This is a genomic window from Brevundimonas sp. Root608, from assembly GCF_001427825.1.
Taxonomy (GTDB): domain Bacteria; phylum Pseudomonadota; class Alphaproteobacteria; order Caulobacterales; family Caulobacteraceae; genus Brevundimonas.
Genome location: NZ_LMGT01000006.1, coordinates 140,877 through 162,997, shown reverse-complemented (window position 1 = coordinate 162,997; position 22,121 = coordinate 140,877). Strand labels below are relative to the sequence as shown.

At 69.0% G+C, this 22,121-nt stretch carries 23 protein-coding genes; 9 read left to right on the top strand and 14 right to left on the bottom strand.

Annotated elements, in window-relative coordinates; all coding sequences use genetic code 11:
• Nucleotides 1–99 precede the first annotated feature (99 nt).
• On the top strand, nucleotides 100–1,044 hold the full coding sequence (locus ASD59_RS10300; protein ID WP_055831537.1) for an ABC transporter ATP-binding protein: 945 nt from the start codon (nucleotides 100–102) through the stop codon (nucleotides 1,042–1,044).
• A complete protein-coding gene (locus tag ASD59_RS10295; RefSeq protein WP_055831536.1) occupies nucleotides 1,044–1,772 on the top strand; it encodes an ABC transporter permease in 729 nt (242 codons plus the stop codon). Before ASD59_RS10300 ends, ASD59_RS10295 begins: the two co-directional genes overlap by 1 nt.
• A 1-nt stretch (nucleotide 1,773) precedes the next feature.
• Here the strand turns inward: ASD59_RS10295 and bfr are convergent, their stop codons facing one another.
• Together bfr and ASD59_RS10285 are read right to left on the bottom strand one after the other, a co-directional pair.
• Nucleotides 1,774–2,274, bottom strand: coding sequence for a bacterioferritin (bfr, locus tag ASD59_RS10290; RefSeq protein ID WP_055831535.1), 501 nt, complete (start codon nucleotides 2,272–2,274; stop codon nucleotides 1,774–1,776).
• 158 nt (nucleotides 2,275–2,432) lie between these two features.
• The gene (locus tag ASD59_RS10285) at nucleotides 2,433–2,618 is read right to left on the bottom strand and encodes a (2Fe-2S)-binding protein (protein ID WP_055831534.1); all 186 of its coding nucleotides are present in this window, start codon (nucleotides 2,616–2,618) and stop codon (nucleotides 2,433–2,435) included.
• Between the two features lie 118 nt (nucleotides 2,619–2,736).
• On the opposite strand from ASD59_RS10285, the gene thiE reads away from it, so the two are divergent.
• The 6 genes from thiE (at nucleotide 2,737) to ASD59_RS10260 (ending at nucleotide 8,678) form a co-directional block, all read left to right on the top strand.
• Nucleotides 2,737–3,396, top strand: coding sequence for a thiamine phosphate synthase (gene thiE, locus ASD59_RS10280; RefSeq protein ID WP_055831533.1), 660 nt, complete (start codon nucleotides 2,737–2,739; stop codon nucleotides 3,394–3,396).
• Between the two features lie 72 nt (nucleotides 3,397–3,468).
• The gene (locus ASD59_RS10275) at nucleotides 3,469–5,145 is read left to right on the top strand and encodes a sensor histidine kinase (RefSeq protein WP_235561799.1); all 1,677 of its coding nucleotides are present in this window, start codon (nucleotides 3,469–3,471) and stop codon (nucleotides 5,143–5,145) included.
• 92 nt (nucleotides 5,146–5,237) lie between these two features.
• Nucleotides 5,238–6,674, top strand: coding sequence for a cytochrome ubiquinol oxidase subunit I (locus tag ASD59_RS10270; RefSeq protein WP_055831531.1), 1,437 nt, complete (start codon nucleotides 5,238–5,240; stop codon nucleotides 6,672–6,674).
• Complete coding sequence (cydB, locus tag ASD59_RS10265) at nucleotides 6,674–7,708, top strand: cytochrome d ubiquinol oxidase subunit II (protein ID WP_235561798.1); 1,035 nt, start codon at nucleotides 6,674–6,676, stop codon at nucleotides 7,706–7,708. The genes ASD59_RS10270 and cydB overlap by 1 nt, the downstream gene beginning before the upstream one ends.
• Nucleotides 7,683–7,850 carry a hypothetical protein gene (locus ASD59_RS14290; RefSeq protein ID WP_156377005.1) on the top strand — a complete coding sequence of 56 codons (168 nt, stop codon included), beginning with the start codon at nucleotides 7,683–7,685 and terminating at the stop codon, nucleotides 7,848–7,850. The genes cydB and ASD59_RS14290 overlap by 26 nt, the downstream gene beginning before the upstream one ends.
• Before the next feature lie 18 nt (nucleotides 7,851–7,868).
• On the top strand, nucleotides 7,869–8,678 hold the full coding sequence (locus ASD59_RS10260; protein ID WP_055831530.1) for a hypothetical protein: 810 nt from the start codon (nucleotides 7,869–7,871) through the stop codon (nucleotides 8,676–8,678).
• 7 nt (nucleotides 8,679–8,685) lie between these two features.
• On the opposite strand, the gene ASD59_RS10255 is transcribed toward ASD59_RS10260, so the two are convergent.
• The 6 genes from ASD59_RS10255 to ASD59_RS10230 all read right to left on the bottom strand — a co-directional run bounded on the left by ASD59_RS10255 (nucleotide 8,686) and on the right by ASD59_RS10230 (nucleotide 14,730).
• Nucleotides 8,686–9,024, bottom strand: coding sequence for a VOC family protein (locus ASD59_RS10255; protein WP_055831529.1), 339 nt, complete (start codon nucleotides 9,022–9,024; stop codon nucleotides 8,686–8,688).
• Nucleotides 9,025–9,160: 136 nt separating this feature from the next.
• Entirely contained in the window at nucleotides 9,161–9,685 is a 525-nt protein-coding gene (locus ASD59_RS10250; RefSeq protein ID WP_055831528.1) for a DUF6702 family protein, read from the bottom strand.
• Nucleotides 9,686–9,695: 10 nt separating this feature from the next.
• Complete coding sequence (locus tag ASD59_RS10245) at nucleotides 9,696–12,077, bottom strand: M1 family metallopeptidase (RefSeq protein WP_369816572.1); 2,382 nt, start codon at nucleotides 12,075–12,077, stop codon at nucleotides 9,696–9,698.
• Between the two features lie 137 nt (nucleotides 12,078–12,214).
• Nucleotides 12,215–13,396, bottom strand: a complete 1,182-nt coding sequence (locus ASD59_RS10240; RefSeq protein ID WP_055831526.1) for a thiolase family protein — start codon at nucleotides 13,394–13,396, stop codon at nucleotides 12,215–12,217.
• An 83-nt stretch (nucleotides 13,397–13,479) separates the two neighbouring features.
• Entirely contained in the window at nucleotides 13,480–14,229 is a 750-nt protein-coding gene (locus ASD59_RS10235; RefSeq protein WP_055831525.1) for a glutathione S-transferase family protein, read from the bottom strand.
• A 3-nt stretch (nucleotides 14,230–14,232) separates the two neighbouring features.
• On the bottom strand, nucleotides 14,233–14,730 hold the full coding sequence (locus ASD59_RS10230) for a winged helix-turn-helix transcriptional regulator (RefSeq protein WP_055831524.1): 498 nt from the start codon (nucleotides 14,728–14,730) through the stop codon (nucleotides 14,233–14,235).
• A gap of 170 nt (nucleotides 14,731–14,900) precedes the next feature.
• Between ASD59_RS10230 and ASD59_RS10225 the strand changes: the two genes are divergently transcribed.
• Complete coding sequence (locus ASD59_RS10225) at nucleotides 14,901–15,737, top strand: acyl-CoA thioesterase (protein WP_055831523.1); 837 nt, start codon at nucleotides 14,901–14,903, stop codon at nucleotides 15,735–15,737.
• Nucleotides 15,738–15,967: 230 nt separating this feature from the next.
• Here the strand turns inward: ASD59_RS10225 and ASD59_RS10220 are convergent, their stop codons facing one another.
• The 6 genes from ASD59_RS10220 to ASD59_RS14595 form a co-directional block, all read right to left on the bottom strand.
• Nucleotides 15,968–16,519, bottom strand: coding sequence for a hemerythrin domain-containing protein (locus ASD59_RS10220; protein ID WP_055831522.1), 552 nt, complete (start codon nucleotides 16,517–16,519; stop codon nucleotides 15,968–15,970).
• Between the two features lie 10 nt (nucleotides 16,520–16,529).
• A complete protein-coding gene (mnmA, locus tag ASD59_RS10215) occupies nucleotides 16,530–17,741 on the bottom strand; it encodes a tRNA 2-thiouridine(34) synthase MnmA (protein WP_055831521.1) in 1,212 nt (403 codons plus the stop codon).
• Nucleotides 17,742–17,857: 116 nt separating this feature from the next.
• Complete coding sequence (sciP, locus tag ASD59_RS10210) at nucleotides 17,858–18,145, bottom strand: CtrA inhibitor SciP (RefSeq protein ID WP_055831520.1); 288 nt, start codon at nucleotides 18,143–18,145, stop codon at nucleotides 17,858–17,860.
• Between the two features lie 164 nt (nucleotides 18,146–18,309).
• Nucleotides 18,310–19,764, bottom strand: a complete 1,455-nt coding sequence (gene flgE / locus ASD59_RS10205) for a flagellar hook protein FlgE (protein ID WP_055831519.1) — start codon at nucleotides 19,762–19,764, stop codon at nucleotides 18,310–18,312.
• Nucleotides 19,765–19,820: 56 nt separating this feature from the next.
• A complete protein-coding gene (locus tag ASD59_RS10200) occupies nucleotides 19,821–20,510 on the bottom strand; it encodes a flagellar hook assembly protein FlgD (protein WP_055831518.1) in 690 nt (229 codons plus the stop codon).
• Nucleotides 20,511–20,513: 3 nt separating this feature from the next.
• Nucleotides 20,514–21,884 carry a flagellar hook-length control protein FliK gene (locus tag ASD59_RS14595; protein WP_235561797.1) on the bottom strand — a complete coding sequence of 457 codons (1,371 nt, stop codon included), beginning with the start codon at nucleotides 21,882–21,884 and terminating at the stop codon, nucleotides 20,514–20,516.
• Nucleotides 21,885–22,121: the final 237 nt, after the last annotated feature.

Sequence of the window (22,121 nt, the reverse complement as noted above, 5' to 3'; positions counted from 1 at the left end):
GCTCCCGGGCGTGGAATCATGTCTGCTCTTTAATCTTGACTTAAAGACGCAAGGTTCGCAACTTTATATCGCACTTAAACGAACGCGAGCGCCGCCGTCATGACAGCCGCCATCGAAACCGAAGCCCTGAGCCGCTGCTTCGGTTCGCATCGAGCCGTCGACGCGGTGTCGATGACCGTGCCGGACCGCGCCGTCTACGGCTTTCTCGGGCGCAATGGCGCGGGCAAGACGACGACGCTGAAGATGCTGCTGGGCCTGATCCGCCCGAGCTCGGGCTCGGCGCGGATCGCCGGGATCGACGTCGCCCGCGACCGCATCGGCGCAGCGCGCAAGGTCGGGGCCCTGCTGGAGGCGCACGGTTTCTACGCCAATCTGACGGGACGTCAGAACCTCGACCTGACCCGCACCCTGCTGGGGCTGCCCGCAGCCGAGATCGAGCGCGTGCTCGAGGTGGTCGAGATGTCGGAGCACGGCCGCCGCCGGGTGTCGGACTATTCGCTGGGCATGCGCCAGCGGCTGGGTCTGGCCCGCGCCATGCTGGGCGCGCCGCCGGTGCTGGTCCTCGACGAACCGACCAACGGCCTGGACCCCGACGGCATCGCCGACATGCGCCGCTTCCTCAAGGACCTGCCCGCGCGGACCGGCGCCACCGTCCTGTTGTCCAGCCATCTGCTCGGCGAGATCGAGCAGATCGCCACCCATGTCGGCATCGTCCATGAAGGCCGGCTGGTGCTGGAGGGAGAGCTGGCGCGGATCAAGGCGGACCTCGCGACGGAGATCGCGTTGCGGGTGGATGATGCGGGTCGCGCCTCGGCCGTGCTCAGGCCGTTCGACCTGGCGCTGTCCTTGGCCGACGACGGCCTGACCGCGCGGCTCAATCCCGGAGACGATCCGGACGGCGCGGTTTCAGCCATGAACCGCGCCCTCGTGGAGGCCGGGGTCGCCGTCTTCGCCATCGGCGCCCGGGCCCGGTCGCTGGAGGGCATCTATCGCCAGGCGTCCGCCTCCACCGTCATCCCCGCACCCCAGCCGGAGTTCGTCTGATGCTCGCCGTCCTGTCCGTGGAAATCCGCAAGCTGAACCGGTCGCTGGCCGCCCTGCTGGCCGTGGCCGCGCCGTCGCTGATCGCCATCTTCACCTTCTTCAACCTGCTGCGCGGCAAGACGCCCATGCCGTGGGAGATGTGGATGGTCAGCGGGATCGGCATCTGGTCCTATTTCATGCTGCCCATGAGCGTGACGGCCCTGACGGCGCTCGTCGCCCACATGGAGCACGGGCCGAAGTCGTGGGATCATCTGCGCAGCCTTCCGCTGCCGCGCTGGAGGCTCTATGCGGCCAAGGCGGTGATGGTGCTGGCGGTGGTCGCCTTCATGAGCGCCGCCACTCTGATGATGACCTGGGGTGCGGTGATGCTGGCGACGGCGATCAAGCCGAACCTGACGCCGAGCGGGACGCTGGACATCGCCCTCTACGCCTCGACCATGGGCAAGGTCTTCCTGGCCGCCATCCTGATGGTCGCCATCCAGCTGTGGATCGCCCTGCGGTTCTCCAGCTTCGTGCCGGCCCTGGTGGTCGGCATCGGCGGGACCTTCTTCTCCGTCGTCGCCACCTCGGCGAAGGCGGGCGTCTTCTTCCCCTGGCAGATGCCGGTCAACATGCTGGTCTCGACCCAGGCCTGGCGTGTGAACACGGCCCTGGGTCTCGGCTGCGGTCTGGGTCTGATCGTGCTGGCCCTCGCCGTCGCCCATCTGGCCCGGCGCGAGGTGCTCTAGATCAATTGCCGGTCGCCGAGCGGTCCGGCGCGATCTCGGTCATGGCCGACTGCAGATAGTTCTGCTCGCCCAGCTGTTCGATCAGCTTGTGCTGCGCCTCGAGGAAGTCGATGTGCTCCTCGGTGTCGGCGAGGATTTCGGTCAGGATCTGGCGGCTGATGTAGTCCGACGCCGCCTCGCACTGGGCGATGCCCGCCAGCAGCGTGTCCCGCCCGCCCAGCTCCAGCGACAGGTCGGCGCCGAGGCATTCGAAGACGTTCTCGCCGATCTTCAGTTTGTGCAGGTCCTGCAGGTTCGGCAGGCCGTCGAGGAACAGCACCCGCTTGATCAGCTTGTCGGCGTGTTTCATCTCGCCGATCGACTCGTCGTAGATGACCTGGCCGAGATGCTTCAGGCCCCAGCTCTCGAACATCCGCGCGTGCAGGAAATACTGGTTCACCGCCGTCAGCTCGTTGGTGAGAACCGCGTTGAGCGTGCGGATGATCGCGGGATCGCCCTTCATTGTCGTCATTCCTGACAGCGGCGCGTCGGTCAGCCCGACCGTCGTGAATCACCGGCTGCGAGCGCCTGTTTTAACACGCAAACACGCCCTGTGTTCACCTGCGAACACTTTTCACGACATTGAAAATGCGAATGAATCTTCCTTGGAGGAGGCGGGGCCTATTCGGCCGCCATGGCGAAGGTTTCGCGGCTGTCCTGGATCATTTCGCGCATTTCGCAGACGCATCGAGCGCACTGGACCGCGCACTGGTTGCGGGCGAAGACATCGCGCGGCCGCGTGGCGCCGGCCTCAATGGCGGCGGCGACATCCCGTTTGCGAAGGCCGTTGCAGTTGCAGACGTACACGAACCGAACCTGAAAGGCTTGTTGCGAATGGTTCTTCTTAACAGACCAATCATGGCGAATGCAAGTCGTTCGCAGGGGCGGAGTTGACGCAGGCGCGCGCCCGTCGCACTTCGCGCCCATGTCCAGGATCCCCGTCGTTCCCAGCCCTCCGCCGTGTCAGCTCTATTTGATCACCCCGCCCGCCTTGCCCGACCTCGGCGCCTTCGCCCGCGCGCTTGAGGCGGCGCTGGACGCCGGGGGCGTCGCGGCGCTGCAGATCCGGCTCAAGGACGCGGACGACGCCGCCGTCCTCGCGGCCGTGGCCGCGCTCAGGCCGATCGCCCAGGCGCGCGGGGTCGCCGTGATCCTGAACGACCGGCCCGACCTCGCGGCCCGCTCTGGTTGCGATGGCGTCCATGTGGGCCAGGACGACGCCTCCGTGGCCGAGGCGCGGCGGATCATGGGTCGCGACGCCATGATCGGCGTGACCTGCCATGACAGCCGCGAGATGGCGATGGACGCGGCCGAGGCGGGGGCGGACTATGTCGCCTTCGGCGCCTTCTTCCCGACGACCACAAAGGAGACGGTCCATCGCCCCGACCCCGAAATCCTGACCATCTGGCAGGAGACGGTCGAGATTCCCTGCGTCGCCATCGGCGGAATCACCGCGGCGACCGCGGGTCAACTGGCCAGCGCCGGCGCCGACTTCGTGGCGGTCAGTTCGGCGGTCTGGACTCATCCGGACGGCCCGGCGGCCGCCGTATCCGAACTGACGGCGGCGTTGGCGTCACACGCCTGACCTTCAGGGGATATTAGGAAGCGCGGGCCTATGGAACGAGACCACGCCTTCGTTCCAGGACCCAACATGCCGATGAGCCGCGCGCTCGACCCCTTGGAGCCCGCCGTCGGCGTCACCGCGTCGCCGGCGCCGCGCGCCCGGGCCATACCGCGGCCCGCGAGCGGGATCGGCCAGCCTCTTGCGCCGGTGTTCACGGCGATGGCGGTCATGGTGCTGGTCGTCCTGGCTCTCACCTTCGCCCGCTCGGCGGGCGTCGTCGCCGCCCTCTGGGGCGCGGGCGGTCTGGCCGTCGCGGTCTGGCTCCGCACCTCGCGGGGGCCGTTGTACGATCTGTCCTTCGGCGCGCTGATCGCCATGGGCATAGCGGCCGGCGAACTGCTGGCCGGGAATTCGGCCGAGCTGACGGCGATGTTCACCGTCGCCAACATGCTGGACATCTACATCCCCGTCCTGCTGGCCCGCCGGTTCGCGCCGACCCTGAATCTGGCGTCCGTCGAGGGGGCCTGCCGATTCCTCCTCAGCGCGGCCGTCGTGGGGCCGCTGCCGGCCGCGCTGTTTGCGAGCGCCATGCTATGGTGGATGAACGGGGCGAGCTTCCTTGATTCCGCCCAGACCTGGTGGTTCGGCCACGCGCTCGGCGTGGCCGTGCTGTCGAGCTTCGGCCTGGCCCTCACGAAGCGCGAGGTCGTCCGCTTCCGCGCGCCGGCCCGCGCCATCGAGGCCGTCGTTCTCCTTGGCCTGTTCACGGCCCTGTGCGTCACCGTTTTCTCGCAGGTGATGCCGATCGGCTTCGTCACCATGCCGCTTCTGTTGCTGATCGCCGTCCGCATGCGGATGCTGGGCGTCACGGCGGCGCTGATCATCGTCTCGATCCTGGCCGTGGGCGCGGCCATGCGCGGCCTCGGTCCCTACGGCCGCGCCTTCGAAGGCGCCGATCGCGCCATGATGGCCCAGTTGCTGATCCTGTTCGGCTACATGCCCATCATGCTCGTGGCCGCCCTGCTGGAGGAGCGCGACCGGCTGTCGGATCGCGCCAAGGCCGGCCAGGTTCGCGCCGAGCGGGCCTCGGAGGCCAAGTCACGCCTGCTGGCCAACGTCGCCCACGAGATCAAGAGCCCCGTCGGCGGCGTGATCGGGATCGGTGAACTGTGGAAGTCCGGGCAACTGGGACCGGTCACGGCCACCCAGGCCGAGATGGCCGAGATGCTGGTCAAGACGGCGCGCCAGGTCGAAACCCTGGCTCACGACCTGCTGGACGTGGCCCGCGCCGAGTCCGGCGCGGTCAAGGTCGAACTCCGCCCCACCGACGTGCCCGGTGTGCTTGAGGATGTGAAGCGGGCGGTGGCCCTGCGCCCGGAAGCCAACGGCGTGCGGCTCGAGGTGATCAGCGAAGGCGACGGCCTGGTGGCCTTGGCCGATTCCCAGCGCCTGACCCAGGTGATCGCCAACCTGGCGTCCAACGCCGTCAAATACGGGGGGGCGGGCGGCCTCGTCGTGTTCCGCGCCAGCAAGGTCTACGATGGCGTCCGGATCGAGGTCAGCGACCGCGGCCCCGGCCTTTCGCCGGAGAAGCAGGCCCAGCTGTTCGAACCCTTCAACCGCCTGGGCCTCGAACGGTCGACGGTCGAGGGGCATGGCATCGGCCTGGCCCTGGCCAAGCGCCTGGTCGAATTGCAGGGCGGGTCCATCGGCGTCACCTCAACCCCCGGCGAAGGCGCGGTCTTCTGGGTCGAGCTTCCCGCCGCCTGATCGCGGCGAAGCGCCGCGCGGCGCTTCGGATGTGGACACCGCGGCCGGGGAGGGTCATTTGTGATCCCCTAGGTCAGTGAGGACATGGAGCCGTGGAACTCGACGCGTTGCTGCTGTCGCGATTGCAGTTCGCCTTCACCATCGCCTTCCATATCCTGTTCCCGGCCTTCACCATCGGCCTGGCGGCGTTCCTGGCCGTGCTCGAAGGCCTGTGGCTGTGGACGAAGCGGGACGCCTTCAAGGTCCTCTACCTTTTCTGGGTCAAGATCTTCGCTCTCAGCTTCGGCATGGGCGTCGTCTCGGGCGTGGTGCTGAGCTATCAGTTCGGCACCAACTGGTCCGAATTCATCCGCCTGACGGGCGGCGTCATCGGCCCCCTGCTTGCCTATGAGGTTCTGACCGCCTTCTTCCTCGAGGCGTCGTTCCTGGGCGTCATGCTGTTCGGCTGGAAGAAGGTGGGGCCGAAGCTGCATTTCACGGCCACCTGTCTCGTCGCCGTCGGCACGACCATCTCGGCCTTCTGGATCCTGTCGGCCAACAGCTGGATGCAGACGCCGCAAGGCTTCGAGATCATGGCCGACGGGCGGTTCCAGGCCACCGACTTCATGCAGGTCATCTTCAATCCCAGCTTCCCGTCGCGGCTGACCCACATGCTGCTCGCCGCCTTTCTGACCACCGCCGCCGTCGTCGGCGGCGCCTCGGCCTGGCGCGTGCTCAAGGAGCGGAACGGACCGCTGGCGACAGGCTGGACCGAAAGCCGCATAGCCCTGGTCATGGCCATCGGAATGATCGCCGTCGTCGCCCCGCTTCAACTCGTCGCCGGCCACTGGTCGGGCGTGGTCGCCCATGAGCACCAGCCGGCCAAGACCGCCGCCATCGAAGGCTACTGGCAGACCCGCGCCGACCAGCCGCTGCACCTGTTCGGCATCCCCGACCGCGACGCGCAAAAGAACCATTTCCAGGTCTCCGTCCCGGGCGTGGGCAACTGGATCCAGAACGTGCCGAAGGACGAGGTCATCCAGGGCCTCGACGCCTGGTCGCGCGAGGACCAGCCGCCGCCCTTCATACCCTTCTTCGGCTTCCGCATCATGGTCGGGCTGGGCCTGTTGATGATCGCCCTAGGCGGGGTCGGAGCCTTGCTGATCTGGCGACGCCGGCTGTTCGACAGCCGCTGGTTCCTGCGCTGGTGCGTGGCCATGGGACCGTCAGGCTTCATCGCCGTGCTTGCCGGATGGATGGTCACCGAGGTCGGCCGCCAGCCCTGGGTCGTCTACGGCGTCCTCCGCACCCGCGACGCCGTCTCGCCGGTGACCGCCGGCGAGGTGGCCTTCAGCCTGATCGCCTACATGGTCGTCTACGCCATCGTCTTCACCGCGGGCGCCGTCTTCATCCTCAGGCTGATGGCCGAGGGTCCGGTCGCCGCTCTCGCCGAGCCCGCGCCGCGGCAGGATCGCGCCCCCGGCTCGCCGCTGGCCAAGGCGCCCGAGGACACGACACCCGGAGACTCGAACGGGGGGGAGGGCGCCTGATGCTGGACCTGCAACTGATCTGGGCCGGGCTGATCGCCACGGCCGTCCTCCTCTACGTCACCCTCGACGGCTTCGACCTCGGCGTCGGCATTCTGTTCCCCTTCGCGAAGTCGAAGGAGGAGCGGGACGTGATGATGAACACCATCGCCCCGGTCTGGGACGGCAACGAGACCTGGCTGGTGCTGGGCGGGGGCGGCCTGCTGGCGGCGTTTCCGCTGGCCTATTCGGTGCTGATGCCGGCGCTATACCTGCCGGTGCTGCTGATGCTGGCCGGACTGATCCTGCGCGGCGTGGCCTTCGAATTCCGCTTTCGGGCCCGCAACCGGGGTCGCAAATTCTGGACCCAGATGTTCGCCGGGGGCTCGATCCTGACGGCCCTCGCCCAAGGACTGATCCTGGGCGGCTTCATCCAGGGCGTGACCGTCGCGGACAACCGCTTCGCCGGCGGCCCGTTCGACTGGCTGACCCCCTACACCCTGCTGGTCGCGGCGGGCATCGTCGTCGGCTACGCCCTTCTGGGCGGGACCTGGCTGATGATGAAGACCTCCGACAACCTGCACGGGGACGCGAAGCGCTGGACCCTGATCAGCGCCGCGGGCGTGGCCGTGCTGCTGGCGGCCGTCAGTGTCGCCACCCTGTTCGTCCATCCGCGCATCGCCGACCGTTGGGGCTTCGACGCCTCCGCCGGCCTGGCCGTCGACTGGGCGACCTTGGCCCCCCTGCTGGCCATTCCGGTCCTCGGCCTCGCCGGCCTCGCCGTGGTTTTCGCCATGGCCCGCAAGGGCTCGCACCGCTGGCCGTTCGTAGGCGCCATGGTGGTCTTTCTGTCGGGCTATCTGGGCCTGGCGGCCAGCTTCATGCCGTCGATCGTCCCCTATGACATCGACTTCCGGCAGGCCGCGGCCCCCGACAACGCCCTGGCCCTGATGCTGGTGGGCACGGCGGCCATCCTGCCGCTGATCCTCGGCTACACCGGCTGGGTCTACTGGGTCTTCCGCGGCAAGATGGATGCGGACGCCGGCTATCATCATTAGGCCCGAACCACCCCCTGAGCCGGGCGAGGACAGTGGTCCCCTGTGGCGGCGGCTGGCCTGGTTCGTCGGCCTGGCCGTGGCGGGCTCGGGGGTGACGGCCGTCGTCGCCTATGCGCTCAGGGCCTTGCCGTTCGCGGGCTGAGGCGCGAAGGTCGGGCTCATGAAAGTCCAGCTGCTTACCACCGCCGTCCTGCTCTCGCTCGCCGGCGCCGCCCATGCCCAGACCCCTCCGACGCCGGCGCCCGGCAGCGACCTGACCCGCGACCTGAACAGCGGCCCGCCCGTTCCCGCCGCCTACATCGCCCCGGTCCCGGCGACGGCCCCCGCAAGCCCGCCGCCCGCCGCTGTTCCCGCGACAACGCCGACGCCGACGCCTGCCCCGGTCATCACGCGCCCCGTCGCCGCGCCCGCCATGGCTTCGCCGCCCGTCGCAACCCCGTCGGCGGCCACGCCCCGACCTGTTGCGGCTCCGGCCGCCCTCACGCCGGCCCCCGCCCATGCCGCCGCCCCCCCGGCGTCCGCCCCCGCCGCGACTCCGCCCGCCGCCAGTCCGGTCGCGACGCCGGAGCCCGCATCGCCGCCTCCGTCGCCCGGCGTATCCACCGTCGCCGTCCTCGACGCCGGCGCCCGCGCGGCCCTGCCGTTTTCCGTGACCCTGCCGGCGGGGTTCGAGATGGTGACGGGCCGGCCGGGGCCGGACTTCCGCATCTACACGATCCGTCGCGGCGGCCAGTCCTTCGTCATGATCTATGCCGGGCCCGCGTCGCAGTTCCCGATCTACAGCGGCCAGATGGTCGAGGCGGGCGGCCGCGCCTCGGTGGTCTCGACCGAGGACGGCGTGCGTCACGCCCTGGAGCACCTGTTCCAGCGCCCCGACGCCCCGCGTGAAATCCACGTCTGGACCATGAGCCTGGACGGCGCCGACCGCGCCCTGGCCGAGCAGATCGCCCAGTCGGTCGACCTGCGCTAGGCAGGCGTCAGCTCTCCGACCACACGGCCAGTTCGTTGCCGGCCGGATCGCGGAAATGGAACCGGCGGCCGCCCGGGAAGGCGAAGATCGGCTTGACGATCACGCCGCCCGCCGCCTCGACCCGGGCGGCCATCGCCTCGAGGTCATGGGTGAACAGGACGGGCAGGGGCGGGCGACCGGCCTCGGCGTCCGCGTCGAAACCGCCCTCCAACCCCTGGTCGAAGGCCGCATAGGAGGGCCCATAGTCCTGGAAGGTCCAGCCGAAGGCCGCGCCGTAGAAGGCCTTCACCGCGCCCAGGGCGCCGCCGGGCAGTTCGAGATAATCCAGCTTTCCGTCTTCACGCATTGTGGTGCTCCGCTCAGCCGCCATCCGGTTCGGGGCTTGCCATGGGCGGGTCATCCGCGCAAACCTGAGAATCGTTCGCAAAACCGGAGCGATGCAATGATCGTGATCGGCCTCGGCCGCACCGGCTTGGTCCGCCTTATGGCTGGCGAGCGCCGTCCGGGGCCGGTCCGAACGTCAGCGTCTGCGCCCGCGACCCCGGCCGGAACACCACCGTCCGCGTCACGCCGTTGAGACGGACATTGACCTGCTGTTCCTGGTCGTCGTGCACGCCCGGGAAGAAGTCCAGGTCGACGGTGACCCGGGCGATGTCGCGGTCGCTGGTGGCGCCGCTGAATTCGACCCGGACGTTGTCGCCGGCGAGGCGGGTGCCCGTATGACTCACCGGAACCGCCGCGCCGTCCACGGACAGGCGGAACCGCCGTCCCAGATGCGCCTCCAGACGGGCGACGGCGCGCGGATCGTCCAGCGACGGCTGGGCGTCCGGCGCGATTGAAACGAGGGCCGGCTCCACGTCATGGGCCGCGAACCGGTGCGTCACCGCGACGGCGCCCGAGGCCGGATCGATCTCGATCACTGTCAGCCCCGAATGGCCGCGGTGAGCCGCGGCCGGCGAGGCCAGGCCGGCGATGAGGGCGGCGGTCAACAGGGCGTGCTTGAACACGGTCGGTTCCTCAGGAAGGACGGCGCACCCGGGCGGCGGTCGAGTCCGGGCTGACCTCCACGTCGGAATCTCGCATCCGGTTCTCTCCGGGCGGCGGGGCGGGCGAGAGGCGCAGGGTCCGCTCGTCGATGCGGCGCGGGAAGACGTTGTTGCCGCGGTTGGCGTCGGCCGTCTCCAGCAGCGGATCGATCTCGGCCGAGACCAGCGTCTTCGGCGACACCCACTGCCAGACGACCTGCTGGCTGTTGCGGCGCCAGACCTCGGCCGGGATGCGCACCGTCTCGTCCGAGCCATCGGCCCAGGTCAGCTTCAGGATCACCGGCATGACCAGACCGCCGACGTTCTTGAAGGTGAAGCGATAGATGTTGTCGTCGAAACCCTGCGCCGCGCGGCGGTCGGCGTCGGCGCGGCGGGCGGCGCTTTCGGCGTCGCGGCGCTGCTGGGCCGTGACGGTGAACCGGTCGGTCTGGTTGTAGAAGTCGCGCGTGGCGGGATCGCGCTCGACCATCGTCTCGATGTCCTGGTTCCGGGCCGCGGTGAGCGACCCCGGCTCGGCCTCGAAGCGCTCGCGGGCGGCGCGGGCGCGCGCTTCCGGATCGGTCGATTCCAGCGTCGCGGCGGTCACGCCCTCCAGCGAGATGTCGACGTGGTCGGTCGAGTAGAACCAGCCGCGCCAGAACCAGTCCAGATCGACGCCCGAGCTCTCCTCCATGGTGCGGAAGAAGTCATAGGGCGTCGGCCGCTTGAAGGCCCAGCGCTGTGCGTATTCGCGGAAGGCGCGGTCGAACAGCTCGCGGCCCAGCACCGTCTCACGCAGGATCACCAGGGCGGTGGCCGGCTTGGCGTAGGCGTTGTTGCCGAACTGCAGCAGCGAATCCGAGTTGGTCATCACCGGCACCTGGTCCTGGCTGACCATGTATTCGACGATGTCCTTCGGCTCCCCCCGGGCCGGGAATTCGTGGTCCCACAGCTTTTCGGCCTCGAACTGCAGGAAGCTGTTCAGCCCCTCGTCCATCCACGTCCACTGGCGCTCGTCCGAGTTGACGATCATCGGGAAATAGGTGTGGCCGACCTCGTGGATGACCACGCCGATCAGGCCGTTCTTGGCCCTTTCGGAATAGGTCAGGCGGCCGTCGTCGCCCCGCACCGGGCGCGGCCCGTTGAAGGTGATCATCGGATATTCCATCCCGCCGACCGGGCCGTTGACCGACTGGGCGGTCGGATAGGGGTAGGTGAAGGCGAACTGGTTGTAGACGTCGAGGGTGTGGGCGATCGACCGGGTCGAATAGGCGTCCCACAGCGGCCGGGCCTCCTTGGGGAAGAAGGACATGGCCATTACCACCGGATGCTCGGCGCTCTGCTGTTCGACGCCCATGGCGTCCCAGATGAATTTGCGGCTCGAGGCCCAGCCGAAGTCGCGGACGTTGTCGGCGCTGAAATTCCAGGTGCGGACGCCGGACCGGGCGGGGCTGGCCTCGGCGGCGGCGGCCTCGGCGGGGGTGACGATATAGACCGGCGCGTCGGCCGTGCGGGCCTCGGCCAGTCGCGCCCGCTGGGCGGCGCTCAGGATGTCCGGGTTCTGCAGCTCGCCCGTCGCGGCGACGACGTGGTCGGACGGCGCGGTGATCGAGACGTCGTAGTCGCCGAACTCCAGCGTGAACTCGCCGGCGCCCAGGAACTGGGCGTTGTGCCAGCCTTCATAGTCGGAATAGACCGCCAGGCGCGGGAACCACTGGGCGGCCAGGAACAGGCAGTTGCCGTCCTCGCCCGGCTTGGTGAAACACTCGTAGCCGCTCCGGCCGCCGACCACGTTCGTCTCGGGCAGGGGCAGGCTGAAGTCGATGCTGAAGGCGAAGCTCTGGCCCGTCGCCAGCGGACGCGGCAGTTCGATCCGCATCATCGAATCGACGATGGTGAAGGGCAGGGCCCCGCCGTCCGGGCCGGTGACCTTCAGGTCGTTGAAGCCGCCCTCCCAGCCCTGCATGCGCTGGACCCGGAGGATCTCGTTCACGCTGACGGTCTCGGACGCCGAATAGGTGCGGCTGCGCTCGGCCAGCGAGTTGCGGCGATAGTTCTGCTGGTCCAGCAGCAGCCACAGATAGCCGAGCGCGTCCGGCGAATGGTTGGTGTAGGTCACCGCCTCGCGGCCCGTCAGCGTCCGGCGCGCCTCGTCAAGCGACACGTCGATGTCGTAGTCGACCTGCTGCTGCCAGTAGCGGTGGCCCGGCGCCCCGGAGGCGCTGCGGTAGTCGGTGGGGGTCGGCCAGTCCTCGCCCTCGAACTGGCGGAACTTGTCCTCGAACGTTCCCCTCGACTGGTCGATCGGCCCGATGCTCTGCTGGGCCAGGGCGGCCGAGGCCATCAGGGAAACGCCGGCGGCTGACGCCAGCAACAAACCGATCCGCATACGAAACACCCGCCCGCTGTCTGAAAAGCCCGCGCGAACCTTAACGGGCGAGGGCGGGGGAACAAGGCGACGAAGATTAAGTCTGCGTAATCCAGCCGTGACGCGCGCCCGAAGGCCGCCGGTCAGACCAGCTCCACCGCCACGGCCACGGCCTCGCCGCCGCCGATGCACAGGCTGGCCATGCCCTTTTTCCCGCCGCGCGCCTGAAGCGCCGCCAGCAGGGTGGTCAGGACGCGCGCGCCGGACGCGCCGATCGGATGGCCCAGGGCCGTGGCGCCGCCGTTGACGTTCAGCTTCGCCCGGTCGATGCCCAGGTCGCGCATGGCGATCATGGCCACCACGGCGAAGGCTTCGTTGATCTCCCACAGGTCGACGTCCTCGACCGACCAGCCGGCCTTCTTCAGCGCCTTCTGCATGGCCGGAACGGGGGCGGTGGTGAACAGGCCCGGCTCATGGGCGTGGGCCGCGTGGCTGACGATGCGGGCGATGACCGGCAGGCCCAGCGCGCGCGCCACGCTCTCGCGCGTCATCACCAGGGCGGCGGCGCCGTCCGAGATCGAGCTGGCGTTGGCGGCGGTGATGGTGCCGTCCTTCGAGAAGGCGGGTTTCAGGTTCGGAATCTTCTCCGGCATGGCCTTGCCCGGCTGTTCGTCCTCGGCGACCGTGACGACGCCCTTGCGCGAGGTGACCTCGACGGGCGTGATCTCGGCCTTGAACGCGCCCGAGGCGATGGCCTCCAGCGCGCGGCTCAGGCTCTCCAGCGCGTATTCGTCCTGGGCCTCGCGGGTGAACTGATAGGTCCGGGCCGAGTCCTCGGCGAACGCCCCCATCAGCTTGCCGGGGGTGTAGGCGTCCTCCAGCCCGTCCATATACATGCTGTCGACGATGACATCGTGGCCGATCCGGGCGCCGCCGCGGTGCTTGGTCATCAGATAGGGGGCGCCGGACATCGACTCCATGCCGCCCGCCACGATGACGTCGGCGCTGCCGGCGGCCAGCGAGTCCGAGGCCATCATCACCGCCTGCAGACCCGAGCCGCACATCTTGTTGACCGTGGTCGCCTCGACATGCTGGCCGAGGCCCGCGCCGATCGCGGCCTGGCGCGCCGGAGCCTGGCCCAGGCCGGCCGGCAGGACGCAGCCCATGTAGATCTGCTCGACCTTCGCCGGCGGAACGCCCGCCCGCTCCACCGCGGCCCGCACCGCGATCGCGCCCAGCTCGGTCGCCTTGACGCCGGACAGGGCGCCCTGGAATCCGCCCATCGGGGTGCGGGCGAAGGAGACGATGACGACGGGATCGGACATGGCGGAAAACCTTGGGGGAGGAGTTCGGGAGGAAATTTCGACGGGTGAATGGACCGGTTGCGCGCCCTCGGCAAGCGCCGCGGCTACTGCGGCGTCATCGGGCCGCGGCGGGCGGCTTCGCCCATCCAGCTGCGGCTGGCCGGGGCCAGGCCGAACTCGGTCAGGCGGTCGCGATGGGCGGCCAGCGGCGTGCGCATCAGGTTGCGCGCCAGCTTGTTCAGCGGCCCCAGCGGCGTCTGCTCGTTCATCCGCTCCAGCCAGGCCGCAAGACGGGGCCAGCGTTCGGGGTCGACGTTGATCTGCACGGCGCGGGCGTTGAGAAAGGCCGGGGCGACGCTGAGATCCGCCATCGACAGCTCGCCGAACAGGAAGCCGGTCTCGGGCATCTGGCTCTCCAGATAGTCGAGGATCTGGGGCAGTTCGACGTCGCGGGCCTTCTCCACCACTTCCGGGTCCGCCTCGGTCCCGAAGAAACGCGGCTTCAGGGCGATCTGGAAGAACAGCCGCCAGCCCAGCACGTCGAACAGGCGGGTGTCGGCGAACTCCTCCAGCCAGCGCGCCTTGGCCCGCCGGGCCGGATCGGCCGGCCACAGCGACGGGCCGGGCCGGGTTTCCTCGATGTACTGGACGATGACGCTGGAATCGCACAGCACCAGATCGCCCTCGATCCACACCGGCACGCGGCGCAGCGGGCTGATCCGCTCGAAATCGTCATTGCCGTACATGGGCGAGATGGGGTCCAGCTCGACCTCGAGCCCCTTGATGGCGCAGGCGGCCAGCACCTTGCGCACATAGGGCGAGACCGGACTGCCGATCAGGGTGACGGCGGCCACCGATCAGGCCACCTTTTCGTCGACCCGGGGCATCATGTCCCCGACCGTCGGGCAGTCCTTGGCGTGGACCAGCTGGATGTCGCGCGGCTTGACGATCTCGTTGCAGTGACCGCAGGCGATGCGCGGGGCGAGATTCTGGCCGCATTCCTTGTGGATCATGGCGAAGCCGGAATCGGTCTCGCCATAGACATGGCGGGCGCCCCAGGCGTGCAGGGTGACCAGCACCCCGTACAGGTCCTTGCCCTTGGCCGTCAGCCGGTACTCATTGCGGGGCGGGCGTTCTGAATACAGATGCGGCTCCAGCACCCCGTGCTGGACCAGGGTCTTCAGCCGCGCGGCCAGAACGTTGCGGGCCACGCCCAGCCGCTCCTGCCACTGTTCGAACCGGCTGACGCCGTTGAAGGCGTCGCGGATGACCAGCAGCGTCCACGGATCGCCGATGATTTCCAGCGTCGCGGCGATCGAACAGCTCTGGCGAGAATAGTCTGCGGTGCGTCCCATGATGCGAAAGTGACCCTGCGTCACCCGTTTGGCAAGAGGGTTGCCAATCTGGACGGACTACGTCAGTCTTGTTTGGCTACGGAGTCGCGACAGCGACTCCCGATCCCCTCGACTCGGGCGGAAGGCCTCCCCGTCTTCCGCCCGCCCTTTCTCCACGATATCGACAGCGCATGACCCAGCAGACCCTGGCCGAAGCCCTGACCCTGAACGACGACAGCGCGGGCGGGCTGACGGCGCGGCTGGACGGCGGCTTTTCGAACGCGCCGCAGTCCGCGCCCCAGGAACGCGGCGCGCCCTTCGGCGGCCTGATGGCGGCGCTGGCCGCCGGCGCCATGCGTCAGGGCCTCGGCGTCCAGACGCCGCTCCAGTCGCTGACCGTTCAGTACCTCGCCGCCGCCCGCTTCGAGGACGCCACCTTCTCGCCGGTGATGAACCGCGGCGGCCGCAACGTCGCCTACGCCTCGGTCATCGGCGGCCAGGGCGACCGTCTCGCCGTTCAGGCGCTGGGCACCTACGGTCGCGATGTCGCCGGACCGGTGCTGACGCCCCTGATCGCCTCGCCCCCGCCCGTCGACGAACTGGAGCCGACGCCGCTCGACCCCATGTTCGGTCCGTGGTTCACGCGACACATCGACTACCGCTTCGTCGCGGGACCGAAGCAGTTCGGCGAAAACGCCGGCAAAAAGCCCGAACTCGGCTGCTGGATGCGGACGACCGACGCCGCGCCGCTGGACGAGGCGCGGCTGCTGTTTCTGCTGGACGGCCTGTATCCGACCTATTTCACGGCCTTCCCCGCGCCGCCGGTCATCTCCGCCAGCGTCGACCTGCGCGCCGACCTGCTGACGGCGCTGACGCCGGACACGTCCCCGGAAGGGTGGGCGTATTTCCACTTCACCAGTCAGGATGTCGGAAGCGGCTGGGCGGTCGAGGACGGCGTCGCCTGGGCTCCCGACGGTCGACCGCTGGCCCTGGTCCGGCAGCGCCGGAAGCTGATGCCGAGCCGATGACCCCCTACGTCCGGATTTGACGCAGGCGTATGTTTTCCTGCTCCAGGCTTGTCGGGTTCGGTTTTTGACAACTAATGTCTAAACGGCGGCGACACGCGGCGCTCCCTGCACGCAACGCATGCGTTTTGGGGAGTGCGCTCTGTGGACGGAGCGGACGCTTCGCGCGGTATTTTCGGTCCGCCCTGAGACTCATGAGACTCATGAGACTGTGTTTTTGGGCCGGACCGGTCTCAGCCGTGCAGCCCCCGCAGATGGATCAGGGGGATGACGATATCCTCCTCGTCCTCCAGATGGCGCAGCAGGGGGCGGCCGTTTGCGTCGATCAGGTCCGATAGCCGGTTGGCCGTGTCGGCCGCGTCGGGCGCCTTGGCGGCTACGGCCTGATGGAAGGCCATCCCGCCGTGGAACAGCGCCTCCAGCGTCTCGTGGATGGCGTCGTGGTCGCGGTCCAGCAGATCGATTCCCGCGCTGATCCTGGGCTCGATCTGGCGCATCATGGGAAAATACTGGCCGCTTTCGACGCGGTGGTGGCCGTCGAGGTGCTGCAGGAAGGACTGGAGCGCCGGGATCAGCCGACGATGCAGGGCGGCCGCGTCCCCGCTGGCCCGCCACTGGCTTACCAGCCCGTCCATATGCGCCTGATGGCCGCGGAAGCTGGCGTGCATCTGCAGCCAGAAGGCGGCGGTCTCGTCGAGCTTCGAGGTCCAGCGATCCCGGGGATAAGCCTCCCGCAGGTAAAGGAACTCCGGCGGCAGGCCGGTCCGCGAGGCGAGCGCCGGCAAGCCGCCGGTCTCAGACAACGGCGGTGGTCGTCTTGATGAAGCCGCCGCCCAGCAGACGGTCGGGATCGGCCGGATCGTAGAGGGCGCAGGCCTGACCGGGGGCCACGCCTTCCTCGCCGGTCTCGAAGAGGATCGCGACGGCGCCGTCGACCAGCGCCAGCCGGGCCGGTGAGGGCGGACGCGTCGAGCGCACGCGCGCCAGCACCGGGGCGCCGGCCCGCGCCGCCGCCTCGATGTCCGGTTCGTCGCCCAGCCAGTTGGTCTCGTCCAGCGTCAGGGAGGCGGTCAGCAGGGCTTCGCGCGGGCCGACGATGACGTGGCGCTTCGCCGGATCCAGCCGGGTCACGAACAGCGGCTCGCCCACGGCGACGTTCAGGCCGCGGCGCTGGCCGATGGTGTAGTCGGTGATGCCCGAATGGCCGCCCAGCACCCGGCCGTCCATGTGGACGATATCGCCGGCTTCCCGGCCCTGCGGCCTCAGCTTGTCGATCAGGGTGCGATAGTCGCCGTTGGGGACGAAGCAGATGTCCTGGCTGTCCGGCTTGGCGGCGATGCGCAGGCCCAGCTCCAGCGCCACCCCCCGCACCTGGGGCTTCTCCAGATCGGCGAGGGGGAAGCGCAGATAGTCCAGCTGCCGCGCCGTGGTGGCGAACAGGAAGTAGGACTGGTCGCGCGAGTGATCGATCGCCTTGCGCATCTGGGCCCGGTCGTTGACCACCGAGCGCCGGACATAGTGGCCCGTCGCCATCGCTTCGGCGCCCAGGTCGCGAGCCACGTCCAGAAGGTCGCGGAACTTGACCGTCTGGTTGCAGCGGATGCAGGGCACCGGCGTCTGCCCGGCCAGATAGCTGTCGGCGAACTGGTCGATGACCGCGTCGCGGAACCGGCTTTCGTAGTCAAGAACGTAATGGGGGATGCCCAGCATCTCGGCCGCCAGCCGGGCGTCGTGGATGTCCTGGCCGGCGCAGCAGGCGCCCTTCTTCTTCAGCGCCGCGCCGTGGTCGTAGAGCTGCAGGGTCACGCCGACGACGTCATAGCCCGCCTTGTGCAGCAGGGCGGCGACGACGGTGGAGTCCACCCCGCCCGACATGGCCGCCACCACGCGCGATCCGACCGGCAGGCCGACCGCCGCGCGCGCGGACTCGATCGCCGCGTCCATGTCGGCCTTGCCGGTCATGGGAGCGATGGTCGGGATCGGGCAGATGTCCTCGGCGAGGGTCATGGCGCGCTATCTAGTGCGAAACCCGTGCGATTTCGAGGCCGGACGAAAACGGAGCCCGAAACGACAACGGCCGCCCCCGTTTCCGGGAGCGGCCGCAGTCGGCTCGGGGAGAAGATTTACGGGCGGCCGTAGTGCTGGATCCGCGTCGTGCGCAGGCCCTGCATGCCCCATTTGTCGATGGCCTTCTGCCAGGCCAGGAATTCCTCGGCTGTCAGGCGATAACGCGCCAGGGCGTCATCCAGGCTGATCAGACCGCCACGCACGGCGGCCACGACCTCGGCCTTGCGACGGATCACCCAGCGGTCCGTATTGGCCGGGGGAAGGTCGTGCATCGTCAGGGGCGTGCCCGTCGGACCGACCACATATTGTTCGCCTCGGCTATTAAGACGTCGCTCTTGCAACATGGGCTTATGCCTCATTGACCACCACCACTAAGCTCATGACCATAGCGGGCGGCGGCTAAGGGCCGTTTAAGCGTCGTGGTGAAGGAAAGGCTAAAATGCCTTCCGTCCACCCTCTCAATATTCAACAAAGGATTCATTGAGGTTTACGGCCCGTTACTGAGGTATCAGCGTTTGATGCTGATCAGCTCGGCCAGCATTTCGTCGGCCGTGGTGATGATCTTGGACGATGCCGAATAGGCGCGCTGGGTGGTGATCAGACCGGTGAACTCGGCGGAGAGGTCGACGGTGGAGGCTTCCAGCTGGGACGCCCCGATCAGCCCCGCGCCGCCGGTGCCCGCGGCCTTGAGGTTGTAGGTGCCGGATCCCTGGCTGACGCGGTAGGCGTTGCCCGAGGTCTGGGACAGGCTGTCCGGGCTGGGGAAGGTGGCCAGGGCGATCTGGGCGATCTGGCGCGTGACGCCGTTGTCGAAGATGGCGGTCACGAAGCCGCTGTCGTCGATCTTGACCTCGGACAGGTTGCCGAAGGCGGTGCCGTTGGTCAGCACGGCCTGGACCACCGAGGCGCTGTCGTACTGGGTCAGGCCGCCGGCCGAAGCCGACAGGTCGAAGGCCAGGGTCTGATTGTCGATGCCCAGGCCCGGGGCCCAGTTGAAGGCGCCGGCCCCGGGTGCGGCGGTGTCCGAGGACCCGAACGTCAGGCTCGCGGAGGCCGGGTCGGGGAACAGGGCCTGGGCGCCGAGCGCCGCCATGGCGTCCACGTCCAGACGGCCGTCCTGGGTAAAGGCCACCAGACCGGTTTTCAGCTGGCCGCTGGTCAGGCCCGCGCCGGTGACGACATCGGAAGCCGGGATCGCGCGGATCTCGGAATACCACTGGTTCGGCACCGTGCTTTTCAGGAAGGCGATCGCGATGGTGCGCTGTCCGCCCTTGGAGTCAGACACGGGGATGGTCAGCTCGAAGTCGGGTTTGACGCCCGCGCCGGTTTCCGGATCCCACATGGCCATGGAGTTGGTCGTGGGATCGTAGGCGTTGGCGCCGACCGGCACGGCCGAGGCGTCGGCCGCTTCGGCCGAAACCAGCTGGCTGGACTTGATGTTGGCGTTCAGCTGGATGCGGGTGGTGGCCTCGGCCGTGCCGCCGACGGAGCCGACGTTGACGGTGCGCAGGCGGTTCAGATCTGAGGGATCGGTGGCGATATTGCCTTCCGCATCGACCGGCCAGCCCTGCAGATAGAGGCCGGCGGTGTTCTTCAGATAGCCCAGGTTATCGACGGTGAAGGCGCCGGCCCGGGTGAACAGGCGGCTGTCCGTGACCTGCAGGTCCTCGGGCTTCTCCGTGACGACGAAAAAGCCCTGTCCCGCGATGCCAAGGTCGGTGGCCGAGGTCGTCCGCTGCAGCTGCCCGGCCTGGCTGGTGTAATGGCGCGCCGAAGCCATGACGCCGCCGGCGGAATAGCCGGCGCCTTGCGACTGGCTGTTGATCACCGTCTGGAACTCGCCGGCGGTCCGCTTGTAGCCGACGGTGTTCACGTTCGCGATGTTCTGCGAGATGGCCGCCAGGGCGGCGGAGTTTGCGGTCAGGCCGGACACGCCGGCAAGCAGGGCGCTGTTGATACTCATGGCGCAGTCTCCTTACGAGAACAGGTTCGAGGGGGTGAGCGAGGCAGGCGAGCGCATCAGGCCGCCCCGTCGTCGGAAGGGGCCCTGGTTTCTTCCAGGGCGATGACTGTGGAGAGCGGCAGGATCGAGTTGCCGACGGTCAGGAACGGCTCGCCGTCGTACATCTCGACGCCGGTGATGCGTCCCCGGGTCAGGACCTGGCTGTCGACGGCGCCGCCCGCGGCGTCCTTGGCCGTGACCTTCAACGTGTAGACCTGGCCGTCCTGGCCGTTGTTGCCGCTTGTCGCAGCGCCGTCCCAGGTGAAATCGTGCAGGCCGGTCGTCTTCGAGGGCGCGTCGCCGGACCACACCACCTTGCCGGATCCGTCCAGCACCTGAAGCGTGGCCGACGAAGCGTTGGCGCCGAGCTCGTAGCTCCAGGTCGCCTCGCCGCCGGCCATCTTGGTGGCCGACCAGGCCGCGGTCGCTTCCTTGCCGATATAGGTGGCCGCGCCGGCCAGACCGCCGCCGGCCTGGGCGGAAACCAGGCTCTTGAGCAGGTCGTTGGTCAGCAATTGCTGCTCGACGCCGGCCATCTGGGTCAGCTGGGCGGTGAACTGGTTGGAATCGACGGGCGACAGCGGATCCTGATTCTTCAGCTGGGACGTCAGCAGGGCCAGGAAGGTCTCGAAATTCGAGGCCAGCATGCCGCTGCCGGCGGCGATCCGGTTCGTGGCGTTGGTGGTGGTGGTGACGGCGTCGACCATCGATCAGACCTTCAAGTCCACGCCCGCAGGCGAGAGGGAGAGCGCCATCCAGCGGGGAGGCTGGGCGACGTCGATTTCGGCGTTCAGGCGCGAGGCGGCGGTGAAGGCCCGGTTCTGGCCGTCACGGGCGTCCTGCCCCCGGTCGAAGCCGCTGGATCCGCTATCGCGTTCGGTGAATTCGAGGGCGTCGTCGGCGAGGTGGAAGCCTGCGTCCTCCAACTGGCGCCGCAGATCGTCGACCCGGCCGCGCAGGTCGGTGGCCGCCGCGGGGTTGTCGAAGGCGAGCCGGGCGGCCAGCCGGCCCTCCGAGTCGATATCCAGCCTCACATCCACCCGACCCAGGTCGTCGGGGGTCAGGGCCATTTCGAACCGCGTCGAGCGGCCTTCCAGCTTGCGCAGGATCTGGGCGGCGATCTGCGCCGTGGCGTCGATGGTGGCGCGCGACAGGCCGGACAGGCTGGTTTCACGGGTCTGGCCCGTCGAGGTGTTCGAGGTGGCCGCGCTCTCGCCCGCAGGCGCGGCGTCGATTGAGGGGTCGTCCGATCCTGCGACAACGTCGGTCGTGGGCTTCGGCGCAGTATCCGCCGGCCCGGAGGTCCGTTCCGGGCCGGAGCGGGCGACGGGGCTGAGCGCAGCGCCGTCCTTCGCTTCGCTGGCGTCCGCACCGGAAACCGAAGGGGCGGCGGTCTTGTCGACCGGCGCATCCAGCGGCCGCGAAGTCCGCTCGGCCAGGGCGCGCAGCGGCGGCGGCGTGGGCTGGAGGACTGCCCGCGCCGGGGCGACGCCAACCGCGGCGGTCATGGCGGCGGCGGCGGCGGCGGAGGTGGAGGCGGCGGCGGCGGTGGCAGTGGAGGGGGCATTGGCGGCGGCGTTCGCCGCTTTCGCGTCGGCGGTCGCCGCCGGCGCGTCGACCTCGGCCGCGGCGTCGGAATGCGGAGCGGCTGAAGCGACGGGCGGCGGCGCCTGCCGGGCCGGTTCGGACGGGGCCGCAGCTCCCGGCATCACAGGCGGGGCAGGCTGGGCGCCGGTGTTCTGCAGAAGGGAAGAAAGGTCGGGTTCCGGAGCGGCCGACGCGACGGGAAGAATTTCGCCAGAGGCTGCGGCCTGGTCTTCAGGCGCCGGCGTCGACGGGACCGGTGCAATGACCAGGACCGGAACCGGGGCGGGCGGCAGGGCCGTCGCCGGGGCCGGCTCGCCCCCGTCGTTGGCGGGCGCGACGATCATCGGATCATCGGTCTTGCCGCCTTCTGCGTCGTTCTCGAGGCAGGTCGCCAGCAGGCTCATGAATCCGGTCGCGTTGTCTGCGCCGGTCGACCCTTGCGGGGCGCTGGCCGGGGCGGGCGCGATGAAGGACGGCAGAGCGAGGGCGGACATTGTCCCGGGGGGATGGTCGCGAAGGCGATGGTGGCTTGGGCGCTTGCTGCGCCGAACATTCAGACCCCATGGCGCAAGTCGCGGGCCAACTCGGCCCGGGGCCGGAAGCGACTGAAAAAGCGTAAGAAAAGGAAATGCACCGAGAGGCGTCATCGCCTCGCGTCCGGTCGAAACTTGCCGCGTGCCGACGATTCTTGCCCGGCGCCGGCGACGATCGACCGGTGCGGTCGTCGCGGC

What these genes read in the sequence shown, in the direction of transcription:
- ASD59_RS10300 (WP_055831537.1), top strand. Translation starts at nt 100, where the DNA reads ATGACAGCCGCCATCGAAACCGAAGCCCTGAGCCGCTGCTTCGGTTCG.
- ASD59_RS10295 (WP_055831536.1), top strand. Translation starts at nt 1,044, where the DNA reads ATGCTCGCCGTCCTGTCCGTGGAAATCCGCAAGCTGAACCGGTCGCTG.
- bfr (WP_055831535.1), bottom strand. Translation starts at nt 2,274, where the DNA reads ATGAAGGGCGATCCCGCGATCATCCGCACGCTCAACGCGGTTCTCACC.
- thiE (WP_055831533.1), top strand. Translation starts at nt 2,737, where the DNA reads ATGTCCAGGATCCCCGTCGTTCCCAGCCCTCCGCCGTGTCAGCTCTAT.
- ASD59_RS10275 (WP_235561799.1), top strand. Translation starts at nt 3,469, where the DNA reads ATGAGCCGCGCGCTCGACCCCTTGGAGCCCGCCGTCGGCGTCACCGCG.
- cydB (WP_235561798.1), top strand. Translation starts at nt 6,674, where the DNA reads ATGCTGGACCTGCAACTGATCTGGGCCGGGCTGATCGCCACGGCCGTC.
- ASD59_RS14290 (WP_156377005.1), top strand. Translation starts at nt 7,683, where the DNA reads ATGCGGACGCCGGCTATCATCATTAGGCCCGAACCACCCCCTGAGCCG.
- ASD59_RS10260 (WP_055831530.1), top strand. Translation starts at nt 7,869, where the DNA reads ATGAAAGTCCAGCTGCTTACCACCGCCGTCCTGCTCTCGCTCGCCGGC.
- ASD59_RS10255 (WP_055831529.1), bottom strand. Translation starts at nt 9,024, where the DNA reads ATGCGTGAAGACGGAAAGCTGGATTATCTCGAACTGCCCGGCGGCGCC.
- ASD59_RS10240 (WP_055831526.1), bottom strand. Translation starts at nt 13,396, where the DNA reads ATGTCCGATCCCGTCGTCATCGTCTCCTTCGCCCGCACCCCGATGGGC.
- ASD59_RS10230 (WP_055831524.1), bottom strand. Translation starts at nt 14,730, where the DNA reads ATGGGACGCACCGCAGACTATTCTCGCCAGAGCTGTTCGATCGCCGCG.
- ASD59_RS10225 (WP_055831523.1), top strand. Translation starts at nt 14,901, where the DNA reads ATGACCCAGCAGACCCTGGCCGAAGCCCTGACCCTGAACGACGACAGC.
- mnmA (WP_055831521.1), bottom strand. Translation starts at nt 17,741, where the DNA reads ATGACCCTCGCCGAGGACATCTGCCCGATCCCGACCATCGCTCCCATG.
- sciP (WP_055831520.1), bottom strand. Translation starts at nt 18,145, where the DNA reads ATGTTGCAAGAGCGACGTCTTAATAGCCGAGGCGAACAATATGTGGTC.
- flgE (WP_055831519.1), bottom strand. Translation starts at nt 19,764, where the DNA reads ATGAGTATCAACAGCGCCCTGCTTGCCGGCGTGTCCGGCCTGACCGCA.
- ASD59_RS10200 (WP_055831518.1), bottom strand. Translation starts at nt 20,510, where the DNA reads ATGGTCGACGCCGTCACCACCACCACCAACGCCACGAACCGGATCGCC.
- ASD59_RS14595 (WP_235561797.1), bottom strand. Translation starts at nt 21,884, where the DNA reads ATGTCCGCCCTCGCTCTGCCGTCCTTCATCGCGCCCGCCCCGGCCAGC.